Consider the following 20,965-nt stretch of genomic DNA (forward strand, 5'->3'; position numbering starts at 1 on the left):
GGATAGGAAAAACGGTTCCGGAGACGGAACCGTTTTTTTATGCGAATTTTGATTTGTTATCGTGTGATTCTCTTTGGAACGGCGGGGGGATCTCACCCCGCTGTTTCTACTTGAATTGCACCAATCAACGTCGATGATATAAATGGATTTGACAAACGGTTTCACACCATACGGTTACGCAATTATCCCCAACCTGTGGATAAGGAAAAAGGACAGGAAATTTTCCTGTCCTTTTGGTCTATATGCGGTTACTCTTCCGAAGCAAATACGCCGTAAATCGCGCTTACGAGCTTCTTGAAGATATTCACGATACGCGCGAGAACGCCTTCGTCGGCAGCATCCTGATCCGAGGTGACAGCCTCATCGTCATCGTCGGTCGAAATCTCCTGCGTGCGCAGGATGAACTGCAGACTGCTCGGTGTCGGGTTCATACTGCTTGTGACAGACTGCAGGTCGGCCGAGGAGTCGATATTGAGGATGTTGGTATCGTCCTCAAGGTCGGTCTTAGCGTCGTCGATGGCATTATGAATATCATTGGTCGCGTTCTGCAGCTTATTCGAGCTGTTCGAGCGGGAAGCCTTATCAAGCACATCGAGCAGGCCGTCGAGCGTGGTCTGTGTGCTGGCATCCGCGTCGCTGCGAACCGAACGCAGTATGCTGTTGACCGTGTCGAGCAGCTGGTGGGAGGCGGTGAGCGTTTTGGTGGTGGTGTCGAGCAACTCGGTGCCCTTGTCGATGGAGGACGAGGTGATCGAGGTCAGCTGGTTGAGCGACTTGGTCAGTGCCGGAATCTCGGTCAGCTGCTGGTTGACGCGGTCGAGTGTGGTGTTGGCGAGTTCGGTCAGCTTTTTGCCCTCGGCGGTGAAGTCCTGTCCCAGACCCTTGTAATCGTCGAGAATGTCGCAGATGTCATCCAGATTGTCGAGCACATCACTGGTGGTTCCCAGGAAATTGTTAAGGGAGCCGCTCAGGCTGGACAAATCGCTGCTCACATCCTGCAAAGAATCACCGAGATTAGAGCTGTTATTCTTCATGGTGTCCAGTGTGCCGTTAATACTGTTATAGCGGTCATCGGAAATGAGGCCGTAGCCTTTCAGGTCTTTCAATACATCCTGTACATTACTGATTGCAGACACAACATCGGACGAAATACTGCCGACAGGGTCGCTGAGGTCATCCAAATCGTTGCGCAGTGCCTTGAGGTCTTTCTGCATATCGGAGATATTTTTCTTCAGGCTGTCGATATACAGCCACTCCGAACCCGTCTTATCGTCCAGATCGTCCATCAGGTTTTCAAGGTTGCCCAGCGAGGTCTTGATGTTCTTGAGAAGTGTCTGATACTCAGTGATGTCCGCGCCGGACTCCTCAAGCGTATTGAGAATGCTGTTCGTAGTCGCGTTCAGCTTAACGAGCGTGTCCTTGGTGTTGTTCAGTTCCGGAATCAGCGAATCGCTTTCGCCAGTCAGCTTTTCCAGAGCGGTCAGCGCGGCATCCGTCTTGGGATCAATGGTGCCGCGGTCCTTGATCAGTTGCTGGCGCACGGCGTTGATACCCGAAATACCGCTCGACATCGTACCCATGCCGTTCTGCATGGACTGCATGGTGTCGAGCATGTTGCTCATGCCGGAGTACAGGCTGTCGCCGGAATCGCTCAGGCGGTCCTTGACGTCCTTCAGGTCGGAGATGATATCCAGCGAGGACAGAGTAGCCGGCGTCATAAACATGAACATACCCATGTTCTCAAAGTTATTCGAGCCGATACGCACGGTGAACGTGCTTTCCTCGCCCGGCATACCCATGAATACGACCAGCTTGTAGGTTCCCACGGATTGGACCTGAGCACCCGGTGCATCAATGGAAAGTGCTTTGCTCATGTCGATACCGGTGCCGCAGACGAGCATCATATTGTTTTTGTAGTAGTCGCTTGCGTAGCTGTTCGGCACCGCGTGAATGGTGATCTCTACCAGACCGTTTGCGCCTGCACAGTCCTCCGCCTTGACCGAAACACCGTTCAGCTTGTAGGAAACATCAAAGTTCCACGGCATCTGGATGTTGACCTTGTCGGTCGGGATGCACTCGTAGTAGAAGCGCTGCTTGCTGGTGTCGGACAGCTTCCAGTACACCGAATTGTCCTTGATGACCGGCTCGTCGTAGGTGCTCATGTTGTACACATCTGCGTAGCTGCCGAAATCGGTGAATTCGGTGTGGCCGTTCAGGCTGACACCCTTTACGATGCGCGTATTGGTCGGCGCACCGTAGTAATCCATGTTGATATATACCGATTCGTCGGTTTCTACCGTGGGCGCGGCGGCCTGTGCCGCCTGCGGCAGTGTGAACGCAAGAACAAGCGAGGCTGCGGTCAGTCGGCGCAGCTTATCTGTTTTCATGGTCGTTCTCCTCCGTATTATCGTTCTGGTTGTCGTTCTGGCTGTTGTTCGGCTTATTCTTGTCGCTGCCGAGGCGCTGGGCCAGATGCTCAAGCTGTTCCTTACGCATCTCAATGCGGTTATGGATGCGCATACGCAGCTTTTTGCCGATCATGCGCTTGTGTGCAGATTCTTCGGTCTGCTGCTGTTTGGACGGCTCCTGCGTCGGCGGCGTGTAGTTCTGCGGCAGCTTGAAGCCATCGCCGTTCATCAGGTTCTTGAGCTTGAGGTGCAGCTCCTTGTTGCGCGCCTTGCGGTTCTCGCGGATCTGGTTCTGCAGGTTGACGCGCTGCTGACGCAGCTCGCTCAGAATCGGCAGCTTGATCTTGGTCGCGCGGATCCTGTTCATCTTGGCGTGCTTCTTTTCTGCGTAATCCGACTTGACGATCCAGCGGTCGAACAACATCAGGCACATCGGCAGAAAGAACAGGACCAGAATAACCGAAATCAGTGCACCGCGGCCGATCAGCTGACCCAGACCGGAAATCGCTTCGACCGAGGTCATGAAGTACAGGCCGTAGGCAACCGTCATAACGATCAGACCGGAGGTCATAACCGATTCGGCGCTGACCGATACCGCCCGTATTGCGGCTTCCTTTTTATCTCCTTGTGAGCGGGCATCCAGATAGTTGCCGGTCATCAGTATGGAGTAGTCAACGGTTGCGCCGAGCTGGATACAGCCGACGATGATAAAGCCGAGGTACATGGTTCGCTGACCGTAAATGTACGGCAGAGCGGTGTTGATGAAGATCGCGCACTCGATCGGGATGAGTACGACGATCGGCAGGATCAGTGCCTTGTAGGTTATCGCGATAACGAGTGCTACACCCAGCAGGGAAACGATGTTGACGCGGTTGTAGTCCGGCACAATAATATCCTTAATATCCTGCGTGGACGGCGTTACGCCGACAAGGTAGGTCGTTTCGTTCGGGTAATACTTGTCAATGATCGCGCGGATGTTGTCCGAGAATTTGAAGGCATCGTCACTTTCACCGGCGGAACGCACGTTGATAATCACGCGTGCCCAGTTTTTCGAGTGCATCAGGCTGGTGATGTTCTCCGGCAGGAAATCCTCGGGAATGCCTTCCGGCAGAACGGACGACAGACTGAGCGCGTACTTGACGTAGGACAGGTCGTCGATCTCCTCGGTCATCTTTTTCTCGGTGATGTTGCTGTCGGGCGGGACAAGTGCGATCATCATGTTGCTCTTGCCGAACTTGGCATTCATCTGCTGCTCAGCCTCGTAAACCGGTGTACCGGGTGAGTTTGCAACGGCCTCGTTGCCGTAAGAGAAATTCGCCATACCCTGTGCAATATAGCACGGAATGATGATGATAACAACCACAAGAAATACGATGCGACGGATTTTGTACGCAAATTCACCGATGCCGCGGCCCTGTTTGGGGATAAACGGACGGTGCTGCGTCTTGGCAATGATGTTCTGCGAACGCAGGATGAGCGCCGGCATGAGCAGCAGCACGGTCAGCAGGCTGAGCGCGATGCCCTTGGCCAATACGAAGCCCATATCCGGGCCGATGCCGAAGTTCATCAGCGCCATGGCGGCAAAGCCGACGATGGTCGTCATGCCGGAAGCGCCGATGGATGAAAAGGCGGTTCGCCAGGCGTTCGCCATCGCCTGTTCGGGTTCTGCACCGGTTGCGCGCTCCTGCGTGAAGGCGTGCAGCAGGAAGATGGAGTAGTCCATCGAGCAGGCCAGCTGCAGCACCGCACCAACGGCGTTGGACAGGAACGAAATCTCGCCGAAGATGATGTTCGTGCCCATGTTGATGAGGATTGCAATGCCGAGCACGGACAGGAACAGCACCGGCTCAAACCACGAGGTGGTCGTGATCGTCAGAATGATGTAAATAATGACAACGGCCAGTGCCATAACACGGGCGACCTCTTTGTTAATGGTCGGGCCGAGGTTGGTATCCGATACAGCGGAGCCTGCTACCAGACCTCTGTCACCGACGATGTTTTCAATCTCACGCACCGCCTTGTGGGTCTGGTTGGACGAGTCCTTGTCGGTGAAGATAACATCCATGTAGGCGGTGTTATCCTTGTAGTAGTCGTCGATATTGTCGTAGTTGATGAATTCGCTCGAGCCGTAGATATTGGTGGCCATATCGCACCACATGACCATGTCCACACCGTCAACGTCCGCGATACGGTCCTTTATGTTTTTGGCTTCGTACAGCGTCACATCCTCGAGCATGACGCGTCCCATGCCGGGATAGGTAAATTCGTCCTCCATGATGTCCAGCGCCTGTGCGGACGGAGACGAATCCGGCAGGTATTTTGTTAAATCGTAGTTGATCCCAACCATTGGCACACAGATTAAACTGAAGATGATCAGTACGATATAGATCTTTTCAATCAGTTTTCGATTGTTAATGATCAGGTCAACAGGGCTATGTCCTTTAAGTTTCACAAAGAAAACACCATCTTTCTCAGAAATAGATATTGTGTAGGATTTCTTTTCGTGTTATAGTATAGTACATAAGGATAACGAACGCAATAATCAAATATGATAAGAGTGGATGATAACGCACAAAAATATTGTATATGTTCGTTAAAATGCGAATTACGGAAATGGAACGGAAAAAGCAATATGAATGGAGTGAAATACCATGGCAGAAGTGGAGGATAAGCGCATCCGACGAACGAAAAAGCTGCTGCGGCAGGCACTGACGCGGCTGATGCAGCAGAAGGACTTCCAGAGCATCACCGTGACCGACGTAGTGCGCGAAGCGGATATCAACCGCGGCACATTTTATGCGCATTATCGGGATGTGTATGACCTGCGCGATAAGATCGAGACAGGGATGATCGAGGATTTCCGCGGGATGATCGCAGCCATCCGTCCGAGTGAGACGGTAACGCTCAAGCTGGTGCTCAGCCGTCTGATGGATTATCTGGAGGAGAATCGTGAGATCGTCACCGCACTCATCAAGGTCAATGCGCCGGATGGTTTCGGCAAAAAGATGATCGGCGTTATCGAGGAATGCCGCATGGAGCTGCTGCCGTACCGCAGTGTCGAGGATGCGTATGCTGCACGCTTCCTTGCGACCGGTGTCATCGGCATGACCGAAAAGTGGATCACTGAGTCGCAGCCTATCCCGAAGACCGAGATGGTCAGCCTGATCACTAAGCTGCTGACACCGCTGACACCGCTGGTGCCGCAGTCGGATGCAGTGCAGAACTGAGTAAATCAGTAGGAATTTAACGGCACGAAAGGGAGTACCCGCAGGCGGGTACTCCCTTTCACTGTATTATCGTTTACGCAGGACAAATTCAGCCAGCCGTTCGGTGGCATCCGGATGGGCAATCTCGCTCATGGTTCTCCGCACGGTCTCCAGCCGCACCGGATTGCAGAACAGCTCGTACACCGCCTCGTCGATCGGGAAGTGCTTGGTAATGAGCGCCGCCATGCCGTTGTTGACCAGAAAATCAACATTGCGCTCCTCGTGACCGGGGATCGGATCGAACAGCAGCATCGGCAGGTTTTTCGCCAGAGCCTCGGACACGGTAAGACCGCCCGGCTTGGATACAATGCAGTCGGACGCGCTCATCATCACCTCTACGTTGTGTACAAAGCCGTAGGGATAGATCTTGCAGCTGCCCTGATAGTGTGAGGCAAACTGCTCTACATGGTAGAGCATCTTTTTGTTGTTGCCGCATACCACAAGAAACTGGAACGGCGTACCGATCTGCGACAGGCTTTCGATGTTCTTCACATGGTCGGCGTGGCCCATGCTGCCGCCCATCAGCAGGATGGTTTTCTTATTCGGGTCAATGCCGAGCTGTGCCGCCGCGTCCTCGCGGGACAGCTTTTCGTTGAATTTCGGGTGCACCGGAATGCCGAACGGCAGGATGCGGTCCTCCGGAAGGCCGCGCTGCACACAGCGGTAGGTGAGCAGTTCACTCGCAGTGACGATGTACTGCACGCGCGGCACATCCTCCCAGTATGGGTGGAGCGTGTAGTCGGTAACAATGCCGATGGTCTCGATATCGGCGAGTTTTTTGCGTTTTTTCAGTTCATCGACCATCTGTGCGGCAAAAACGTGCGTACAGATGATAACATCGGGCACATGGTTCGCAATGACCTTGGCAAACTTGGACGCACCGAGTGCGTTGATGATATTGATAATGCTCGGCGCAGAGTTAAAATAGCTTGCGCCGTTGTTCTCGGCCAGCTGGTAGACCAGACGGTACAGCGTCTGCATGTGCTTGGAGGAGAACAGATAGCCCTTGTCGATGGTGGTTTTGATCAGGTTGCTGATATAGGCGTAAACATCCAGTGTGTGAACTTCCGCGCCCTTGGATTCCAGCATGTCGCCGATGGCCTTTGCGGTGGCATGGTGGCCGAATCCGGCGGTGACGGATAAAATCAGTACTCTCATACAATGCCTCTCCTTATATTGCGGCGTTTGTGCTGACCAGACCGGACAGCACGCCTAAAGATATTTTATCGTAAACATGTGAAAAAATCAAACTACACTTTAGTTAAATGTATGCGGATAAGCGATATGCAGCGGTATTTCCGGTATCATATATTCCTTTTTTTCAGGTCCGGCAGGAGTTTTTCTCGGTTAGCTATTTTATTCCGGGCGATTTTGTACTATAATAAATCTGATAAACAAAAATACAGGAGGCTTAGGGAAATGGCTCTGTCTATTAAGCCCTACATTGAAAATAAGGAACGCATCCACCTGATCGGCATCGGCGGCGTATCCATGAATTCGCTTGGCGAGCTGCTGCTCAGCCGCGGTGTGCCGATTTCCGGCTCCGACCGTCTGCGTACGGATGTTACCGCACGGTTGGAGGCTCTGGGTGCAAAGATTACCTACGAGCACAAGCCGGAGAACGTCGAGGGTGCGTCGCTCATCGTGCGCACCGCTGCTGTGCATGACGAAAATCCGGAGATTGTCCGCGCCCATGAGCTGGGCATTCCGGTCATGGAGCGTGCCGAGGCATGGGGACACCTCATGCGCGATTATGACAACGTGGTTTGTCTGGCAGGCACGCACGGCAAGACAACTTCCACCTCGATGATGACGCTCATGACCATGGAAGCGCAGATGGACCCGACCGTTATGGTCGGCAGCAACCTGCCTGCCATCGGCGGTACGCTCCGTATCGGCGGCAAGGGCTGTTTTGTGGCTGAAAGCTGCGAATACTGCAATTCGTTCCTGCGCTTTGCACCGACCGTTGCGGTTATCCTCAATGTGGAGGAGGATCATCTCGATTTCTTCAAGGATATCAACGATATCATCCACTCGTTCCATGAGTTTGCCGAGCTGACCCCGATGAACGGTCTTGTTGTCGTCAACGGCGATGACCCGCATGCAATGCGCAGTGTGGCAGGCATCAACCGCAAGGTCCGTACCTTCGGCACGAGCGCAACCTCGGACGTTTACCCGACTGACGTGCGCGATGAGAACGGCTACTACCGCTTTACCGTTATGGTAGAGGGGAAGGAGTACGCTAAGGTGGCGCTGTCCGTTCCGGGCCGTCATAACATGCTGAACGCTCTGGCGTGCTGCGCCGCTGCCGAGTTTCTCGGTGTGCCGGGTGACGCTGCCGAGTGCGGTCTGAACAAGTTCACCGGTTCGTCCCGCCGTTTCCAGTTGGTCGGCAAAATGCCGAACGGCGCAACCGTCGTAGACGATTACGCGCATCATCCGAGCGAGATGAAGGCCACGCTGAACACCGCGAAGGAAATGCACTTCGACCGTATCCTGTGTGCATTCCAGCCGCACACCTATACCCGCACCAAGGCGCTGTTCCACGAGTTTGTGGACGCGCTCAAGCTGTGCGATCAGGCGGTTCTTGCTCCGATCTATGCCGCCCGCGAGAAGAATACCATCGGCATTTATTCCTCGGATATCGCCAGGGAGGTGCCGGGCGCGGTATCGTTTGACAGCTTTGACGAGATTGCAGATTATCTCCGTAAGGAGGCAGGCCCGAATGATCTGGTGCTCACCATGGGCGCCGGCAATATCAATGAAGTCGGACCGATGCTGATCAAGAATAAGTAAAGAGATAACGAGAAAACCCGCTTTCGAGCGGGTTTTCTTTTGTCAAAACAGATACGGTGTGCCGAGTCGTACCCGGGGCACCTTCTCTTGCCCTTCGGGCAATTCACCTTGTGCCCCTGCCAGGCAGGCAAGGCGCGTTCGCTTTGAAGCGAAAACCAATCAAATTTACAGAATGAAAAAATTTTTGAATCCTACTTGACAAAAACGCATAAATGGTTCATACTACAGATATAGAGAATTGTACAATTTGTATAATTCCGGTTGGTAAGGAGGGTGCGTTATGAATAACAACTTGATTATTACTATTGGTCGTGAATATGGTACCGGTGGTCGTGAGATCGGTCAGAAGCTGGCGCTCCGTCTGGGCGTTCCGTTCTATGACCGGGAACTTATTACCCGTGCGGCTAAAAAGACCGGATTTGACGAAAAACTGTTTGAGCAGCTCGACAAGCGTGCCACCAATAGCTTCCTGTACTCGCTGACGATGTTCGGTTCGGTTGGTCTGAACGGCATGAGCCTGACCGATCAGCTGTATCTGGCTCAGTCCAATATCATCCGCGAGATGGCAGAGGATTCCTCGTGTGTTATCGTTGGCCGCTGTGCAGACCATGTACTGCGTGACTTCCCGAATAAGTTCGATTTCTTCATCCATGGCTCGATTGAGGACCGTGTAAAGCGTGTTCAGACCTGCGGTGATTACGTCATCGAGGGCAAGACGCCCGAGGCTGCTCTCGAGAAGATGGATAAGCAGCGTTCTACCTATTACAATTACTATACCGGCAAGGTATGGGGCAAGTGCGACCATTACGACCTCTGCATTAACGCAGGCCGTCTGGGCGTTGAATATTCCACCGATATTATTCTGGAGTACATCAATCGCCTGAAGAAGTAACTGCTGTATAGGGAAAAGAGAAAAGAGAGAGTGCGGAAAGGTCGTCCCTTGCGGACGGCCTTTCGCATTTTTACAGATAAAAGGATAGGAGAAAAACGATGAAAATACGAAGAATTATTGCTGTATTCGCAGCGGTTTTTGTGCCGTTTCTGCTATTTCGTGTGGGATCAGGATTGACCGAGCAGCAGAATGTCACACTGCGCGATTATACGGTTTCCGAGGACGGGAAAACACTGACACTCCATGCAGCTGTCTTTCCGCCGATTGAGGATATCCGGAATTATAAGGACGAGCCGAAGAACGGCGAACATTATCTCACGTTTTACAACGCATTCGGCAGTGCAAACACGATGAGTGCGGGATATACCGTTGTCCTGCCGATTGAGGATATGGATAAGGCGGTTTATTTTAATGATGCCGACGGCTTCCATCTGGTTCTGCAGAAGAATGAGCTGACCGGTGAGTGGGTACGACCGTAAATTTCCGCAGAATAGGGAACCAAACCGCCCCGATTTCGTCTAACCGAACAAAGGAGGAATCGCTATGAAAAGATTGCTTGCAGGAACACTTGCGGCGGCGCTGGCTTTCGGTCTGGCGGGTTGCGTCAGCGATGAAGAATGTGCTGAAAAGCCGGTCATCTACCTATATCCCGAACAGGAAACAGCGGTTTCGGTGTCGCTCAATTATGACGGCACGCTGACCGCGACCTATCCGGCGTATGAGAACGGCTGGCGCGTCACCGCCGAACCGGATGGCACGCTGTACGATGAAAACGGAAACGAATACTCCTACCTGTTCTGGGAGGGCGAGAACAACACCGACTACGACTTCTCCACAGGCTTTTGCGTCGCCGGAGCGGACACGGCGGATTTTCTCCGCGAAAAACTGGCCGAGATCGGCTTGACACCGCGCGAGTACAACGAATTTATCGTGTACTGGCTGCCCAAGATGCAGGATAACCCGTACAACCTTATTTCGTTCCAGTCCGAGCGCTACACGGACATCGCCAAGCTGGACATTGACCCGACACCGGACAGCGTTCTCCGCGTATTCATGGCGTGGAAGCCGCTGGGCAGGCCGCAGACCATCGAGCCGCAGACATTCACGTCGTTTGCGAGAGACGGCTTCACCGTTGTGGAATGGGGCGGCTGCGAGGTGAAATAAGAAAAGAAAAACACCCGTCATTGACGGGTGTTTTTGCAGTTTACGAAACTCTGCTAGTGCGCATCGTGCCACTGACCGGACGCCAGATCAGCAGAGACAGCGCATAGTCGATCATCGAATGAATGAACGAGCCGAGCAGCACTAGACCGAGCAGAATGCGAACGGTTTCCGCGCCGGACAGGCCCTGACCGAAGTAAACCGGTACGCAGACTAGGGTTTCCAGTGCCGCGTGGATGATGCTGAGTACCGCACCAAGACCAAACAGCTTTGCGTTGCGGTTTTCAACCTGCTGACGGAAGTCAATCAGCTCCGGGTGCTTCTGCAGATAGTATGCACCGAGCGCAACCCAGACAACGTGGGTCAGCGCACGCAGGACGACCGGCATGGTGAAGCCGCCGACCAGAAAGCCAAGCGTCGTGCCGACTGAAACGGCCACGCCGACAGCCGGAGAAATGAACATCGCCAGAAAAATAGCAACGTGGCTTGCCAGCGTGAAGCTCATCGGGTCGAGTCGAATCTTTACAGGAGAAAAAATCGGGATGATGATGCCGATCGCACACAGTACGCCGGCCAGCGCCAAATGATACAAACTTTTACTCTTAACCATGGGAACAGGTCCTTTCCAATATTTGAGTTGTGAACAGATAGAAGTATACAACATAAAACAACACCTGTCAAGACACCTTGTTCACAAAAAGTTTGGTTGCCTGTAAAAATAGGTTGTGCTATAGTAATGGCAGACAAGCAGCAAGGTCAGAAAGGAAGACAGGCATGATCTCGATTGACCGATTTGAAGAAATTTTATCCGATCTCGCGGAGGAGATTCCGCAGTCGTTTTACGAGGAACTGAACGGTGGTATCGTCGTGGAACCCGGGTATCTTCTGCATCCGGAGGACCGCAACGGCACCCTGTATGTGATGGGGCAGTACCGCATTGATCCGGCGATGGGCAAATATATTGTAATGTACTACGGCTCGTTCAAGCGGGCATATCGCCGTTTGGATGAGGATGAGCTGACCGAAGAAATGCGAAAAGTTCTGCGGCATGAATTCCGTCATCACGTCGAGGGACGCGCCGGTGTGCGTGATCTGGAGGTATGGGACGCGGAGCAGATCGCTATGTATAAGGAGCAGCAGGCAGATAACGAGTAAAAGAAAACCACCCGAACGAAATTTATCGTTCGGGTGGTTGAGGCTGTCGCGAAACTACAGTTTCGCCGACAAGCAGGAACGGACCGCAGACCGTTCCAAAGTCGTCCGAAAGTTCCTCCCGATGGTCGAAACTCTCTTCCTCCAGAAGTGTAAAAAGCCAGATACATGCTCCGGCTTTTTTACGAATTTGCACAGCAAATTCTATTTCATGCGCGCTGCCGCGCGGCAGCGTCAGCATCGCGAAAACGGACTTTATTGATGGACTGAACCACCCGAACGAAATCTATCGTTCGGGTGGTTTTTAGTTATCCTCGAGCAGCAGAAAGCCTTTGTCCTTGAGTCCCTGAATTACGCGTTCGAGCGTTTTCTCATCCGTAGCGCGGATGGTGTGCAGGTGGATGCCGCCGGTCAGGTTGGACAGCGGCCGGGAGCCGGACTGCTGAATCTTCTCGTTAAACGCGTCGGCGTCATACCGCGAGAAAATATGCAGCGGTGCACAGATCTGACCATATACAGCGTGTTCGACCGTCACATCAATCACGGCTCCGCCGAGATCGACGACCGTGTATAGCTCCTCAAGCATGCGGCTGTTGTCGTGATGGCTGACAATGTGCCGCTCCGCACAGGCTGGCGCCGAGGTGTTCTCCAGAATATATCCGCGCGGCGTAGCGAGCACAGCCAATCCGCCTGCACGCAGCAGCGCAACATCGCCTACAATAATCTGGCGGCTGACACCGCATTGCGCGGCCAGCGCGGTCGCCGATAACGGCCCGTTCGCCTGTGCAAGCAGGTGGGTGATTTTAGTGCGTCGTTCCGCAGCGTTCATGGTTAGTCACTCCTTACATCCTTATATGATAGCAAAAGTTGATGGAGTATGCAAGTGTCAAGATGGGAGAGATTATGCAAGGCAAGAGTCAGGAGTGAGGAGTTTTGTAATGATTGGGCGTTGCGTGGGCGGCCACTGGCCGCCCCTGCGGTTAGGCAATGTGCAGATGGTTGAAAAACGGTGCGCCGAGGTCGCACCCCAGGGCACCTTCTCTTGCCCTTCGGGCAATTCACCTTGCCGCACCCTACGGTAAAATTGGTTAATAATTGTAATTCGTAGGTGCCGTCTGCAGTCCCTACAGACGAACGAGTTGTGCGGTGCGGGTATCCCACAGAGGACCTTCTCTTGACCTTCGGGCAATTCACCCTGTGTCGCGCCTGCGGAGAGTAGCCGATATGTGTAGCAGTAAGGTATCTGTGAACTGCGAATATTTTACGAAACAAACGCAAGAGTAACCCGACTGCCGTTCCCCTTTTCGAAGCGGTCGCCGGTCTCTGGTATGCGCCAGACTAACAAACAAAAGGAAACTGGAGTCCCAAGAGGATAGAAACCTTGGTGTCTATCCTTTGGGAACCCCAGCTAAGGGTTAGCACCTATTCCTAATTCGTTAGGCAAACAGCGCAAATAAAAATTATCTGCGCTGCACAATCTCATGCGGTCTCCCGCCCTCATACAGCTGCTGTCGAATCGCGGCAAACATCCGCTCTGCCATATCCAGATACCGGCGGACCTCCAGCTCATCAATCTCAAACGGCAGGTCGGTTGGATACCGCGTCTCAATATATAAATCGTTGAGCGCCGCACTCTCGTCCAGATATTCGGAGAACGCCTTCGAGTCCAGCTGGATCGCCTGACGGCACAGGTACGTCAGGTTGTGTCCGTCAAAATGCCGTCCGGTGCGGAACAGCAGATAGCCTTTCAGCGCCTTTTCAATCGCCTGCTGGCAGTGGAACGCGATGTTGTAATGATCGCCGCCGTAGGTCAGCAGCAGACGTGCGGCCTGCAGGTCGCACAGCGCCTTGTCCAGCCATTTGTAGTAAAAACAACTGTCGGATGCACCTTTACGCCGTCTGGTCATAAATCACCTTGCCTTTCCGGGCGATCCATGCGGCATACGAGGTACTGTCCGTGCAAAGCTCCGCCCATTCCTCGGTGGTGTAAACGCTCAGACTGACGGGTACGGAAACCGTAATCGCCAGGTGCAGGTGTGTGCGCAGTGTGCGGCAGTTGGCGCTCTCCGGCACGATAATGCAAAGGCTGAATGCCTTGAGCTTGTCGGTTGCCATCGTACGCTTTTCCGCATACAGGATGATTTTGACCGGCTGGCACGCGCCCAAAATATCGCATACAGCCTGCTCGATCGCTTGCGTCATACCAATCCCTCCTTCGGGTCGGGCAGCGGCGAAAGCGTGGCAAGCGCCTCGAAGCGGGTTCTGCCATCGGCTTCACCGCGAATGTAACGTGCGCTGTCCGCCGTGCCGGTCAGCAGCGAAAGCGATTCGCCGCAGGCGGTTTCGGCGGTGTAGTTGACCTGCAGCTCGGAGACAAAACCCGGCTGCTTGTACAGGTCGAGCGCGTCCGAGATCAGCTCGACTGCACGCACGTTGTTGACATGATTGTTGACATCCAGATCCGAATAACGGACCTCGTGAACATGATGCAGGCGCACGTTGTCACACGACAGCTTGGGCAGCGGCGCAAACAGCTCTCCGCGGGAGGTGTGCAGGTACTGCTCGGCTTCGGGAAATGCGCTCGGACGCACAATGCGGTGAGTCTCCGGGTCGAGCGTTACCCACATGGACTGTGCGTCACCAACCGGCTTGTTATCCACAAAGAACGAGAAACTGCGGTACCAGCTTGCACCTTTAATGCCCGGACACCACGTTTCGCACCGCAGCCGCTCATACGGCAGCAGCGGACGCGTCAGCCGCGCTTTCATGCGCGAGAGCACCCACACGATCCGCAGATCGAGCGGACCGATGTGCAGCGCTTCTGCGTGGACGGTCGCCGCGTCCTGCATGATATTCCACAGGAAGGACGGCCTGGCAATGCCGCGGTTGTCAATGTGGCTGTAATTCACCTCATATTCACGGGTGAGTAGATCGACCATGGGAATGCACCTCCGAAAAATGTGCGGTTAGCGGAACAGGGAAACGATAAAGCGGGAAAGCATATCCAGCAGGGTAGCCTGCTGCTGTGCTTCCTCCTGGGTGATAGTGCCGGAATTGTCGGTATCCGGCTTGGTGACCGGCTTATCCGCCGCGTAGTGCGCGGTCAGGAAGGCCGGACAGCCGTCGATGGACTCAAGGGAGGCATAGCTGAAAAATACCTCGCCCTGAATATCTATGCTGTCATCGAGCAGAGTAAGCTGACGCTCGATTTCATCCGTGCCGTACCAGGTATCACCGGGCTGCGCTTCTGCCGAGCGGTATGCGCCGATGCCGATGTACAGCGCCACATCGCTGGTGGAAACCGCCTTCTGCCACCACTTGACAAGCGTCTGGAAGTCAGCAGGCTCAAAGCCGATCGACCAGTACAGCTGCGGACAGATATAGTCTACTGTGCCGGCGTTGATCCACTGCAGGGAATCGCAGTACAGTTCGCTGAACGAGGACTGCCCCTGCGTGTTGCTGCCCTTGGAGTTTGCGCTCTTGTTTTCCCAGATACCGGCGGGACTGACACCGAACGAGAGGTTCTTATCCAGCGTATGCAGTGTCTCATTCAGAGCAGCGATGAGTGTGTTGACGTTGTCGCGTCTCCAGTCGCCGATCTTGCTGAAATCCTGACCGTAGCGCTCATAAGTCGCCTCATCGGCAAAATCCGTACCCGGATAGAAATAGTCGTCCAGATGAATGCCGTCCACATCGTAATTCTTGACGATCTCAGCCGCACCGTCTACGACAAGCTGCTGCACTGCCGGAATACCGGGATCGAAGTAGTAGTTATCGTTGTACTTGACTACCCACTCCGGGTGCTGCTTGGCCGGACTGGAATCCGGGATTGCGTTCCATTCGGCTTCGCCGTCAATCGTAATGCGGTATGGGTTGATCCATGCGTGCAGCTGCAGACCGCGCTCATGCGCTGCGGTTACCCAGTAGCCGAGGACGTCAAAGCTGCCATCCGGTGCCTGACCGGCCGTGCCGCTGACGTAGCGGCTCCACGGAAACAGCTCGGACGGATACAGCGCATCGGCGGAAGGCCGAACCTGAAGGAATACCGTGTTCAGGCCCATTGCGGCAATATTGTCCAGCTCGGTATCGGCCTCGGCCTTGAGCTGGTCGGCGGTCATGCCCTGCTCGGAGGGAAAATCAATATTATGTACGGACGCGACCCAGACACCGTGCATATTGTCCTTTGCGGGCTGAGCGGCGTAAGCGCCCGGTATCATCAGCATGGTCAGTACCAGCACGATGGATAGAATGCGTTTTTTCAGCATGAAGAATCTCCTTTTATCCGGAAGCTGCTTTCATAACCATTGCATACCCTGCTTGTGAAAGCAACTTCGCCAATTTGTTACCCTATATTATACCACAACCGATCGGGAAATTTAAGTACATAATGTGAATTCTGGCAGACAGGTGCGTTGACAGAAAAGGTTTTTCATTGTATGCTGAAATACAGACAGGGCAATACCGAATAATTGAACAAGAGCGATTTGTGAGTAAATTTTGCGTACTGACAAGACGCGGTTTCTTGCAATACTTGCCGTATTGCAAGAAATCTCGGCAGCGCGGACGGAACTCGCGCAAGGAACCGAAGCCAAAATCAGAACACAAAATTTTCGCAAAGCGCCGCGGCAGCGCGACCGGAGCCTGCGCAAGAAGCCGCGGCTTTAATTATGTGGTGCTGCCATAGAGTAAGAAGGAGAGCAAATCCATGCAGAAAAAGGTTTTAGCGCTGCACGATCTGTCGGGTTTCGGACGTTCGTCGCTTGTGCCGATCATTGCAGCGATTTCGGCGGCAGGACACCAGTGCGTGCCGCTGCCGACCGCATATTTTTCCACGCACATGGCCATTCCCGGCTGGGAAACGGTCGATCTGACCGGTGTTATGCCGCGTGTCATCGACCAGTACGACCGGTTAGGGTTACGGTTTGAGTCGGTGTACGCGGGCTTTCTCGGCTCGGCAGATCAGATCGACTGCGTGCGGGATGCCGTACTGCGGCTGAAATCCGAAAACGGTACGGCGTTCATCGACCCGGTGATGGGCGACAACGGTGAGGTCTACGCCACCTATACACCCGAAATGTGCACGCGTATGCGCGAGTTGTGCGAAATTGCGGATATCATCACGCCGAATACGACCGAAGCGGCTATCCTGCTCGACCGCGACCCGGCCTCCGCACCGCAGAACGAAACGGAAGCACAGGAGTGGCTGCATGCACTTCACAGCCGCTACGGCGCACAGGTTGTGCTGACCGGTCTGGATTACGAGCCGGGGAAGGTCGGTTCCGGCTGTTTGTCTGCGGACGGCGGCACCATCAGCCTGCACGAGAGGATCGCGCAGTATTATCCCGGCACCGGAGACCTGTTTGCGGCGGTCGTGCTCGGCGCGCTGCTGAACGGCAGGGGGCTTGCCGATGCCTGTGCACTTGCCGGCGAGTTCGTCAAGGACTGCATCGCCTACACTGCCGCGCAGCATACCGACCCTATGCATGGCGTGCAATTTGAGAAGCTGCTGCCGCGCCTTTTTTCTTGCCACGAGAACCGGACTGAGGTATAATATAGATAGATTCTCAGATATTCCTCGATAGGGGTGCGCTGTAAGAAAGGTGGTTTTTGTATGAAGCAGTCGATCCGCATCACCTCCCGTGTGAACAAACGGCTTTACGCGGACGCGATACCGGGGCATTTTGCCACGAATCATTCGCACATCAACTACTATATTGATATGTCCGAGATCAAGCACAGCATGGCAATGTCCAGAGAAGCCGCACGCAGCATTGCATACCAGTTCTCGTCCACCAGCATTGATACACTGCTGTGCATGGAAGGCACGGAGTACATCGGCGCGTATCTCGCCGGTGAGCTGTCGAGCGTGGGCATGGGCAATGTCAACAGCGGCAAGGATATTTACCTTGTCGAGCCGGACAGCAACGTCAACGGTCAGTTTGTGTTCTCGGATAACCTGCGCCATATGATCGAGCACCGTAATGTGCTTGTGCTGGTCAATTCCGCATCCACCGGTCAGACCTTCTCGCAGGCGAAGGAGTGCGTTGAGTATTACGGCGGCCGCGTTTCCGGCTTTGCGGCGTTGTTCTCCAATATCAGCGAGCTGAGCGGAAAAAAGGTTGTCAGCCTGTTCTCCGGCGCGGATTTCCCGCATTACCAGAACTTTGTGCGCGGCAAAGCCTGCCCGGACTGTGCCGCAGGCACTCCACTGGATGCAATCGTCACCCCGAGAGGGTACAATAAGCTGTAACGAGCAAGAGGAAAGCGTGTGCTTTCCTCTTTTTTCGTGTGCAGAGATTCCACAAGGTAGGAGTTAGGAGTTGACGAATAGGTGAAATTCGTAGGTGCCGTCCGTAACAACGCGCAAACGAGTTGCGCGACGCTGTCATCCTCCAAGGGACTCTCTCTTGCCCTTCGGGCAATTCACCTTGTTGTCGCGTCTGCAGAGATGAAATGGTATGTGTAGCAGTATGGAATCTGACACTGCGAATAGGTAGAGAAATGGGCGCACTCTGTGCGCCCCTACGGAAGAAAAAATCCTCTGCCGTTCCCCATTTTCGAAGCGGTCGCCGGTCTCTGGTCTGCGCCAGACTATCTTAGGAAAGGGGTGATTCACAAGAGGGTGGAAACCTTGGTGTCTACCCTCTTGTGCCCCTGCCGGGCAGGCAAGATTTCGTTCGCTTCGCAAGCGCTCAACCACCGTCTGGCAGAGACTAACAAACAATACTGATAACCGGAACTTTGAAAAAGCAAAAGAGGAAGGTAAAAACCTTCCTCTTTCGTTTACTTTTTCAGAAATTCCGGCAGACGGCGGCGCGCCTCCAGACGATAAATCCGGTAACCCTCCGCGGAGAACTTCTCCTCATACTCGGTCATGACATTGCCCTCAAAGTCCGAGTTATGCAGATCGAGCGAGATATTCTGAATCAGCCAGCCAAACTGGCAGATCTCCTGCAGACTCCACTCGAAAAAGCGCTGATTATCCGTCTTGAAGCACAGATCACCCTGCTGACGCAGGATTTCATCATATACTTCCAGGTACGCACGCCAGGTCAGCCGGCGCTTGCGCTGACGGTTGGGCGGCCATGGATCGGAGAAATTCAGGTAAATGCGGTCTACCTCACCGGGCGCGAATACCTCGCGCAGCTCGGCTGCGTCGAAGGATACGAACCGCAGATTGGGCAGCGGCTGCTGCTGGCAGCGCTCGGCTGCCATAATGAGCGCGCCTTCCTCGCGCTCGACCGCGATAAAGTTTACATCCGGGTGCTGCTCAGCCATGCCGATGGCAAAACGGCCCTTGCCGCAGCCGATCTCCAGATGGATCGGATTGTCGTTGCCGAACAGGGCGCGCCACTTGCCGCGTTTTTCCTTCGGCTCGAACGCCATAACGTCCGCACAGGCGGCAAATCGAACGTCCAAGTTTTTCTTTTTGCGCATTCTCATGCGTGATAAACCCCTTACATCAGTGTTATAGTACGGAAAACTGTCCTCAAACAGGACGAAAAAAGAGTAAGCTGCCGCAGAATACTTCGGTCTGCGGCACATCTTCTGCAATAATAGACATAATATTATACCACAGAGAGATAGCCGGGCACAACCGTTATCTCAGTTAAATTTACAGAAAGACCACAACTTTCACAAAAAATATGCAAATTTGTAGATAGTTCTTGGTTAAATGCTACATCTGTGCTATAATAACAACAGATCCACTGACAGAGGGAGAGAAGGATATGTTTAAGCGTTCCAGCGGCGTGCTTGCGCACGTCACTTCACTGCCTTCGCCGCACGGCGTGGGCACCATGGGCAAGACCGCCCGTGATTTTGTAGATTTTCTGGCGGCGGCGCACCAGACCTACTGGCAGGTGCTTCCGCTCGGTCATACCGGCTTTGGCGATTCGCCGTACCAGTGCTTTTCGGCAGCGGCAGGCAATCCGTATCTGATCGACATGGATCTGCTCGTTGAGGACGGTCTGCTCACCGCGGATGAGGTTCGTCAGGGCGACTTCAACGCTTCGGCGGATACCGCGGATTTCGAGCAGCTGGCCGATACCCGCTGGCCGCTGTTCCGCAAGGCATACAGCCGCGTGACACCGGAAATGCGTGAGAAAATTGCCGTCTTCACTGAAAAGAACAGTGAATGGCTGCCGGATTACGCGCTGTTTATGGCGCTCAAGGAGGAGAAATACCATCACATGCCGGTCTACATGTGGCCGGACAAGGATGTGCGCGACCGCAAGCCTGCAGCACTCGAAAAAGTGACCGCAGAGCTGCGTGACGAGGTGGATTTCCGGATTTTTCTGCAGTATATCTTCTTCAAGCAGTGGACGGCACTGCGCGAGTATGCCAACGAAAAGGGCATTCAGATCATCGGTGACATCCCGATTTACGTTTCCGCCGACTCGTCCGATGTATGGACGCACCCGAAGCTGTTCAAGTTGAAGCCCGACCGCAGTCCCAAGCTGGTAGCAGGCGTACCGCCCGATTACTATTCTGCAACCGGTCAGCTGTGGGGCAACCCCGTGTACAACTGGACGGCGCACAAGGCGGAAAACTACGCGTGGTGGATCTGGCGCATGAAGAGCAACATGGCGCTGTTCGACGTGGTGCGTCTCGACCATTTCCGCGGTTTTGCCGCTTACTGGGAGGTCGGCGCGGACGAGGAGACCGCCATCAACGGAAAGTGGCGCAAGGGTCCGGGCATGGAACTGTTTAACGCCATCGAGAAGGCACTCGGTCCGGTGCCGCTCATCGCGGAGGACCTCGGCGTGCAGACCGATGAGGTCAAGAAGCTGCTCGAAGAAAGCGGTTTCCCGGGCATGCGCGTGCTGATTTTCGGCTTTACGCCGGATTACGACAACGAGCATCTGCCGCACAACTATAAGCCGAACAGCATCGTCTACACCTCGACCCATGACTCGCAGACCGTGTGCGAGCAGATCATGGACATCTGCTCCGAGCCGGAAAAGCAGTTTGCATACCGCTATCTGCGTACCTCGCACGCCGAGGCCATGGGCTGGAGTGCCATCAAGTGCGTATGGGCGTCCTCGGCGAACATCGCTATGACGACCCTGCAGGATCTGCTCTCGCTCGGTGCGGATTCCCGCATGAATACGCCTGCCACTATCGGCGGCAAAAACTGGCGCTGGCGCGTGCGCGCGGAAGCGCTCAACCCGACGGTTTCGTCCATGCTCGGTGAAATTACCAAGACGTATATGCGCGGGTAAGAAAATGTGCTATAATGATACCGCATCACGGGATTCTGTGGTGCGGTATTCTATTTTCACGGACAA

Annotated in this window: 19 protein-coding genes; 9 read left to right on the forward strand and 10 right to left on the reverse strand. The window is 54.1% G+C overall.

Features of this window, described 5'->3' with window-relative positions; genetic code table 11:
- Nucleotides 1-248 precede the first annotated feature (248 nt).
- Together DWZ82_RS03565 and DWZ82_RS03570 are read right to left on the reverse strand one after the other, a co-directional pair.
- Nucleotides 249-2,387 carry a hypothetical protein gene (locus DWZ82_RS03565; protein WP_118478832.1) on the reverse strand — a complete coding sequence of 713 codons (2,139 nt, stop codon included), beginning with the start codon at nucleotides 2,385-2,387 and terminating at the stop codon, nucleotides 249-251.
- Nucleotides 2,374-4,860: an efflux RND transporter permease subunit gene (locus tag DWZ82_RS03570; RefSeq protein WP_243022875.1), complete on the reverse strand. Its 2,487-nt coding sequence runs from the start codon at nucleotides 4,858-4,860 to the stop codon at nucleotides 2,374-2,376. The genes DWZ82_RS03565 and DWZ82_RS03570 overlap by 14 nt, the downstream gene beginning before the upstream one ends.
- Before the next feature lie 199 nt (nucleotides 4,861-5,059).
- On the opposite strand from DWZ82_RS03570, the gene DWZ82_RS03575 reads away from it, so the two are divergent.
- On the forward strand, nucleotides 5,060-5,635 hold the full coding sequence (locus tag DWZ82_RS03575; protein WP_118478834.1) for a TetR/AcrR family transcriptional regulator: 576 nt from the start codon (nucleotides 5,060-5,062) through the stop codon (nucleotides 5,633-5,635).
- A gap of 66 nt (nucleotides 5,636-5,701) precedes the next feature.
- Here DWZ82_RS03575 and DWZ82_RS03580 read toward each other — a convergent pair whose 3' ends face one another.
- Complete coding sequence (locus DWZ82_RS03580) at nucleotides 5,702-6,832, reverse strand: MGDG synthase family glycosyltransferase (RefSeq protein WP_118478836.1); 1,131 nt, start codon at nucleotides 6,830-6,832, stop codon at nucleotides 5,702-5,704.
- A 261-nt stretch (nucleotides 6,833-7,093) separates the two neighbouring features.
- Here DWZ82_RS03580 and murC point away from each other — a divergent pair, with 261 nt between their 5' ends.
- The 4 genes from murC to DWZ82_RS15515 all read left to right on the forward strand — a co-directional run bounded on the left by murC (nucleotide 7,094) and on the right by DWZ82_RS15515 (nucleotide 10,526).
- The gene (gene murC / locus DWZ82_RS03585; RefSeq protein WP_118360666.1) at nucleotides 7,094-8,470 is read left to right on the forward strand and encodes a UDP-N-acetylmuramate--L-alanine ligase; all 1,377 of its coding nucleotides are present in this window, start codon (nucleotides 7,094-7,096) and stop codon (nucleotides 8,468-8,470) included.
- A 280-nt stretch (nucleotides 8,471-8,750) separates the two neighbouring features.
- Entirely contained in the window at nucleotides 8,751-9,362 is a 612-nt protein-coding gene (locus DWZ82_RS03590) for a cytidylate kinase-like family protein (RefSeq protein WP_110436100.1), read from the forward strand.
- Nucleotides 9,363-9,460: 98 nt separating this feature from the next.
- Nucleotides 9,461-9,841: a hypothetical protein gene (locus tag DWZ82_RS03595; RefSeq protein ID WP_118478838.1), complete on the forward strand. Its 381-nt coding sequence runs from the start codon at nucleotides 9,461-9,463 to the stop codon at nucleotides 9,839-9,841.
- A 64-nt stretch (nucleotides 9,842-9,905) separates the two neighbouring features.
- On the forward strand, nucleotides 9,906-10,526 hold the full coding sequence (locus DWZ82_RS15515) for a hypothetical protein (protein ID WP_243022876.1): 621 nt from the start codon (nucleotides 9,906-9,908) through the stop codon (nucleotides 10,524-10,526).
- Between the two features lie 40 nt (nucleotides 10,527-10,566).
- On the opposite strand, the gene DWZ82_RS03605 is transcribed toward DWZ82_RS15515, so the two are convergent.
- The gene (locus DWZ82_RS03605; RefSeq protein ID WP_117489964.1) at nucleotides 10,567-11,133 is read right to left on the reverse strand and encodes a hypothetical protein; all 567 of its coding nucleotides are present in this window, start codon (nucleotides 11,131-11,133) and stop codon (nucleotides 10,567-10,569) included.
- Nucleotides 11,134-11,297: 164 nt separating this feature from the next.
- Between DWZ82_RS03605 and DWZ82_RS03610 the strand changes: the two genes are divergently transcribed.
- The gene (locus tag DWZ82_RS03610) at nucleotides 11,298-11,678 is read left to right on the forward strand and encodes a metallopeptidase family protein (RefSeq protein WP_118478840.1); all 381 of its coding nucleotides are present in this window, start codon (nucleotides 11,298-11,300) and stop codon (nucleotides 11,676-11,678) included.
- Between the two features lie 301 nt (nucleotides 11,679-11,979).
- Here DWZ82_RS03610 and DWZ82_RS03615 read toward each other — a convergent pair whose 3' ends face one another.
- The 5 genes from DWZ82_RS03615 to DWZ82_RS03635 form a co-directional block, all read right to left on the reverse strand.
- On the reverse strand, nucleotides 11,980-12,504 hold the full coding sequence (locus tag DWZ82_RS03615) for a transcription repressor NadR (RefSeq protein WP_110436105.1): 525 nt from the start codon (nucleotides 12,502-12,504) through the stop codon (nucleotides 11,980-11,982).
- A 631-nt stretch (nucleotides 12,505-13,135) separates the two neighbouring features.
- A complete protein-coding gene (locus DWZ82_RS03620; protein ID WP_117489955.1) occupies nucleotides 13,136-13,582 on the reverse strand; it encodes a HEPN domain-containing protein in 447 nt (148 codons plus the stop codon).
- On the reverse strand, nucleotides 13,566-13,877 hold the full coding sequence (locus DWZ82_RS03625) for a hypothetical protein (protein WP_118478842.1): 312 nt from the start codon (nucleotides 13,875-13,877) through the stop codon (nucleotides 13,566-13,568). The genes DWZ82_RS03620 and DWZ82_RS03625 overlap by 17 nt, the downstream gene beginning before the upstream one ends.
- Complete coding sequence (locus DWZ82_RS03630) at nucleotides 13,874-14,614, reverse strand: acyl-[acyl-carrier-protein] thioesterase (RefSeq protein WP_118478844.1); 741 nt, start codon at nucleotides 14,612-14,614, stop codon at nucleotides 13,874-13,876. Before DWZ82_RS03630 ends, DWZ82_RS03625 begins: the two co-directional genes overlap by 4 nt.
- Nucleotides 14,615-14,641: 27 nt before the next feature.
- Nucleotides 14,642-15,940 carry a glycoside hydrolase family 10 protein gene (locus DWZ82_RS03635; RefSeq protein WP_118478846.1) on the reverse strand — a complete coding sequence of 433 codons (1,299 nt, stop codon included), beginning with the start codon at nucleotides 15,938-15,940 and terminating at the stop codon, nucleotides 14,642-14,644.
- A gap of 440 nt (nucleotides 15,941-16,380) precedes the next feature.
- Here DWZ82_RS03635 and DWZ82_RS03640 point away from each other — a divergent pair, with 440 nt between their 5' ends.
- Together DWZ82_RS03640 and DWZ82_RS03645 are read left to right on the forward strand one after the other, a co-directional pair.
- Nucleotides 16,381-17,226, forward strand: coding sequence for a PfkB family carbohydrate kinase (locus DWZ82_RS03640; RefSeq protein WP_118478848.1), 846 nt, complete (start codon nucleotides 16,381-16,383; stop codon nucleotides 17,224-17,226).
- A gap of 60 nt (nucleotides 17,227-17,286) precedes the next feature.
- On the forward strand, nucleotides 17,287-17,925 hold the full coding sequence (locus tag DWZ82_RS03645; protein ID WP_110436111.1) for a phosphoribosyltransferase: 639 nt from the start codon (nucleotides 17,287-17,289) through the stop codon (nucleotides 17,923-17,925).
- 533 nt (nucleotides 17,926-18,458) lie between these two features.
- On the opposite strand, the gene trmB is transcribed toward DWZ82_RS03645, so the two are convergent.
- Entirely contained in the window at nucleotides 18,459-19,118 is a 660-nt protein-coding gene (gene trmB, locus DWZ82_RS03650; protein WP_110436112.1) for a tRNA (guanosine(46)-N7)-methyltransferase TrmB, read from the reverse strand.
- Between the two features lie 287 nt (nucleotides 19,119-19,405).
- On the opposite strand from trmB, the gene malQ reads away from it, so the two are divergent.
- The gene (gene malQ / locus DWZ82_RS03655) at nucleotides 19,406-20,899 is read left to right on the forward strand and encodes a 4-alpha-glucanotransferase (protein WP_118478850.1); all 1,494 of its coding nucleotides are present in this window, start codon (nucleotides 19,406-19,408) and stop codon (nucleotides 20,897-20,899) included.
- The last annotated feature ends 66 nt before the right edge of the window (nucleotides 20,900-20,965 follow it).

The sequence above is a fragment of the Butyricicoccus sp. AF35-5AC genome (assembly GCF_003477715.1).
GTDB lineage: Bacteria > Bacillota > Clostridia > Oscillospirales > Butyricicoccaceae > Agathobaculum > Agathobaculum butyriciproducens.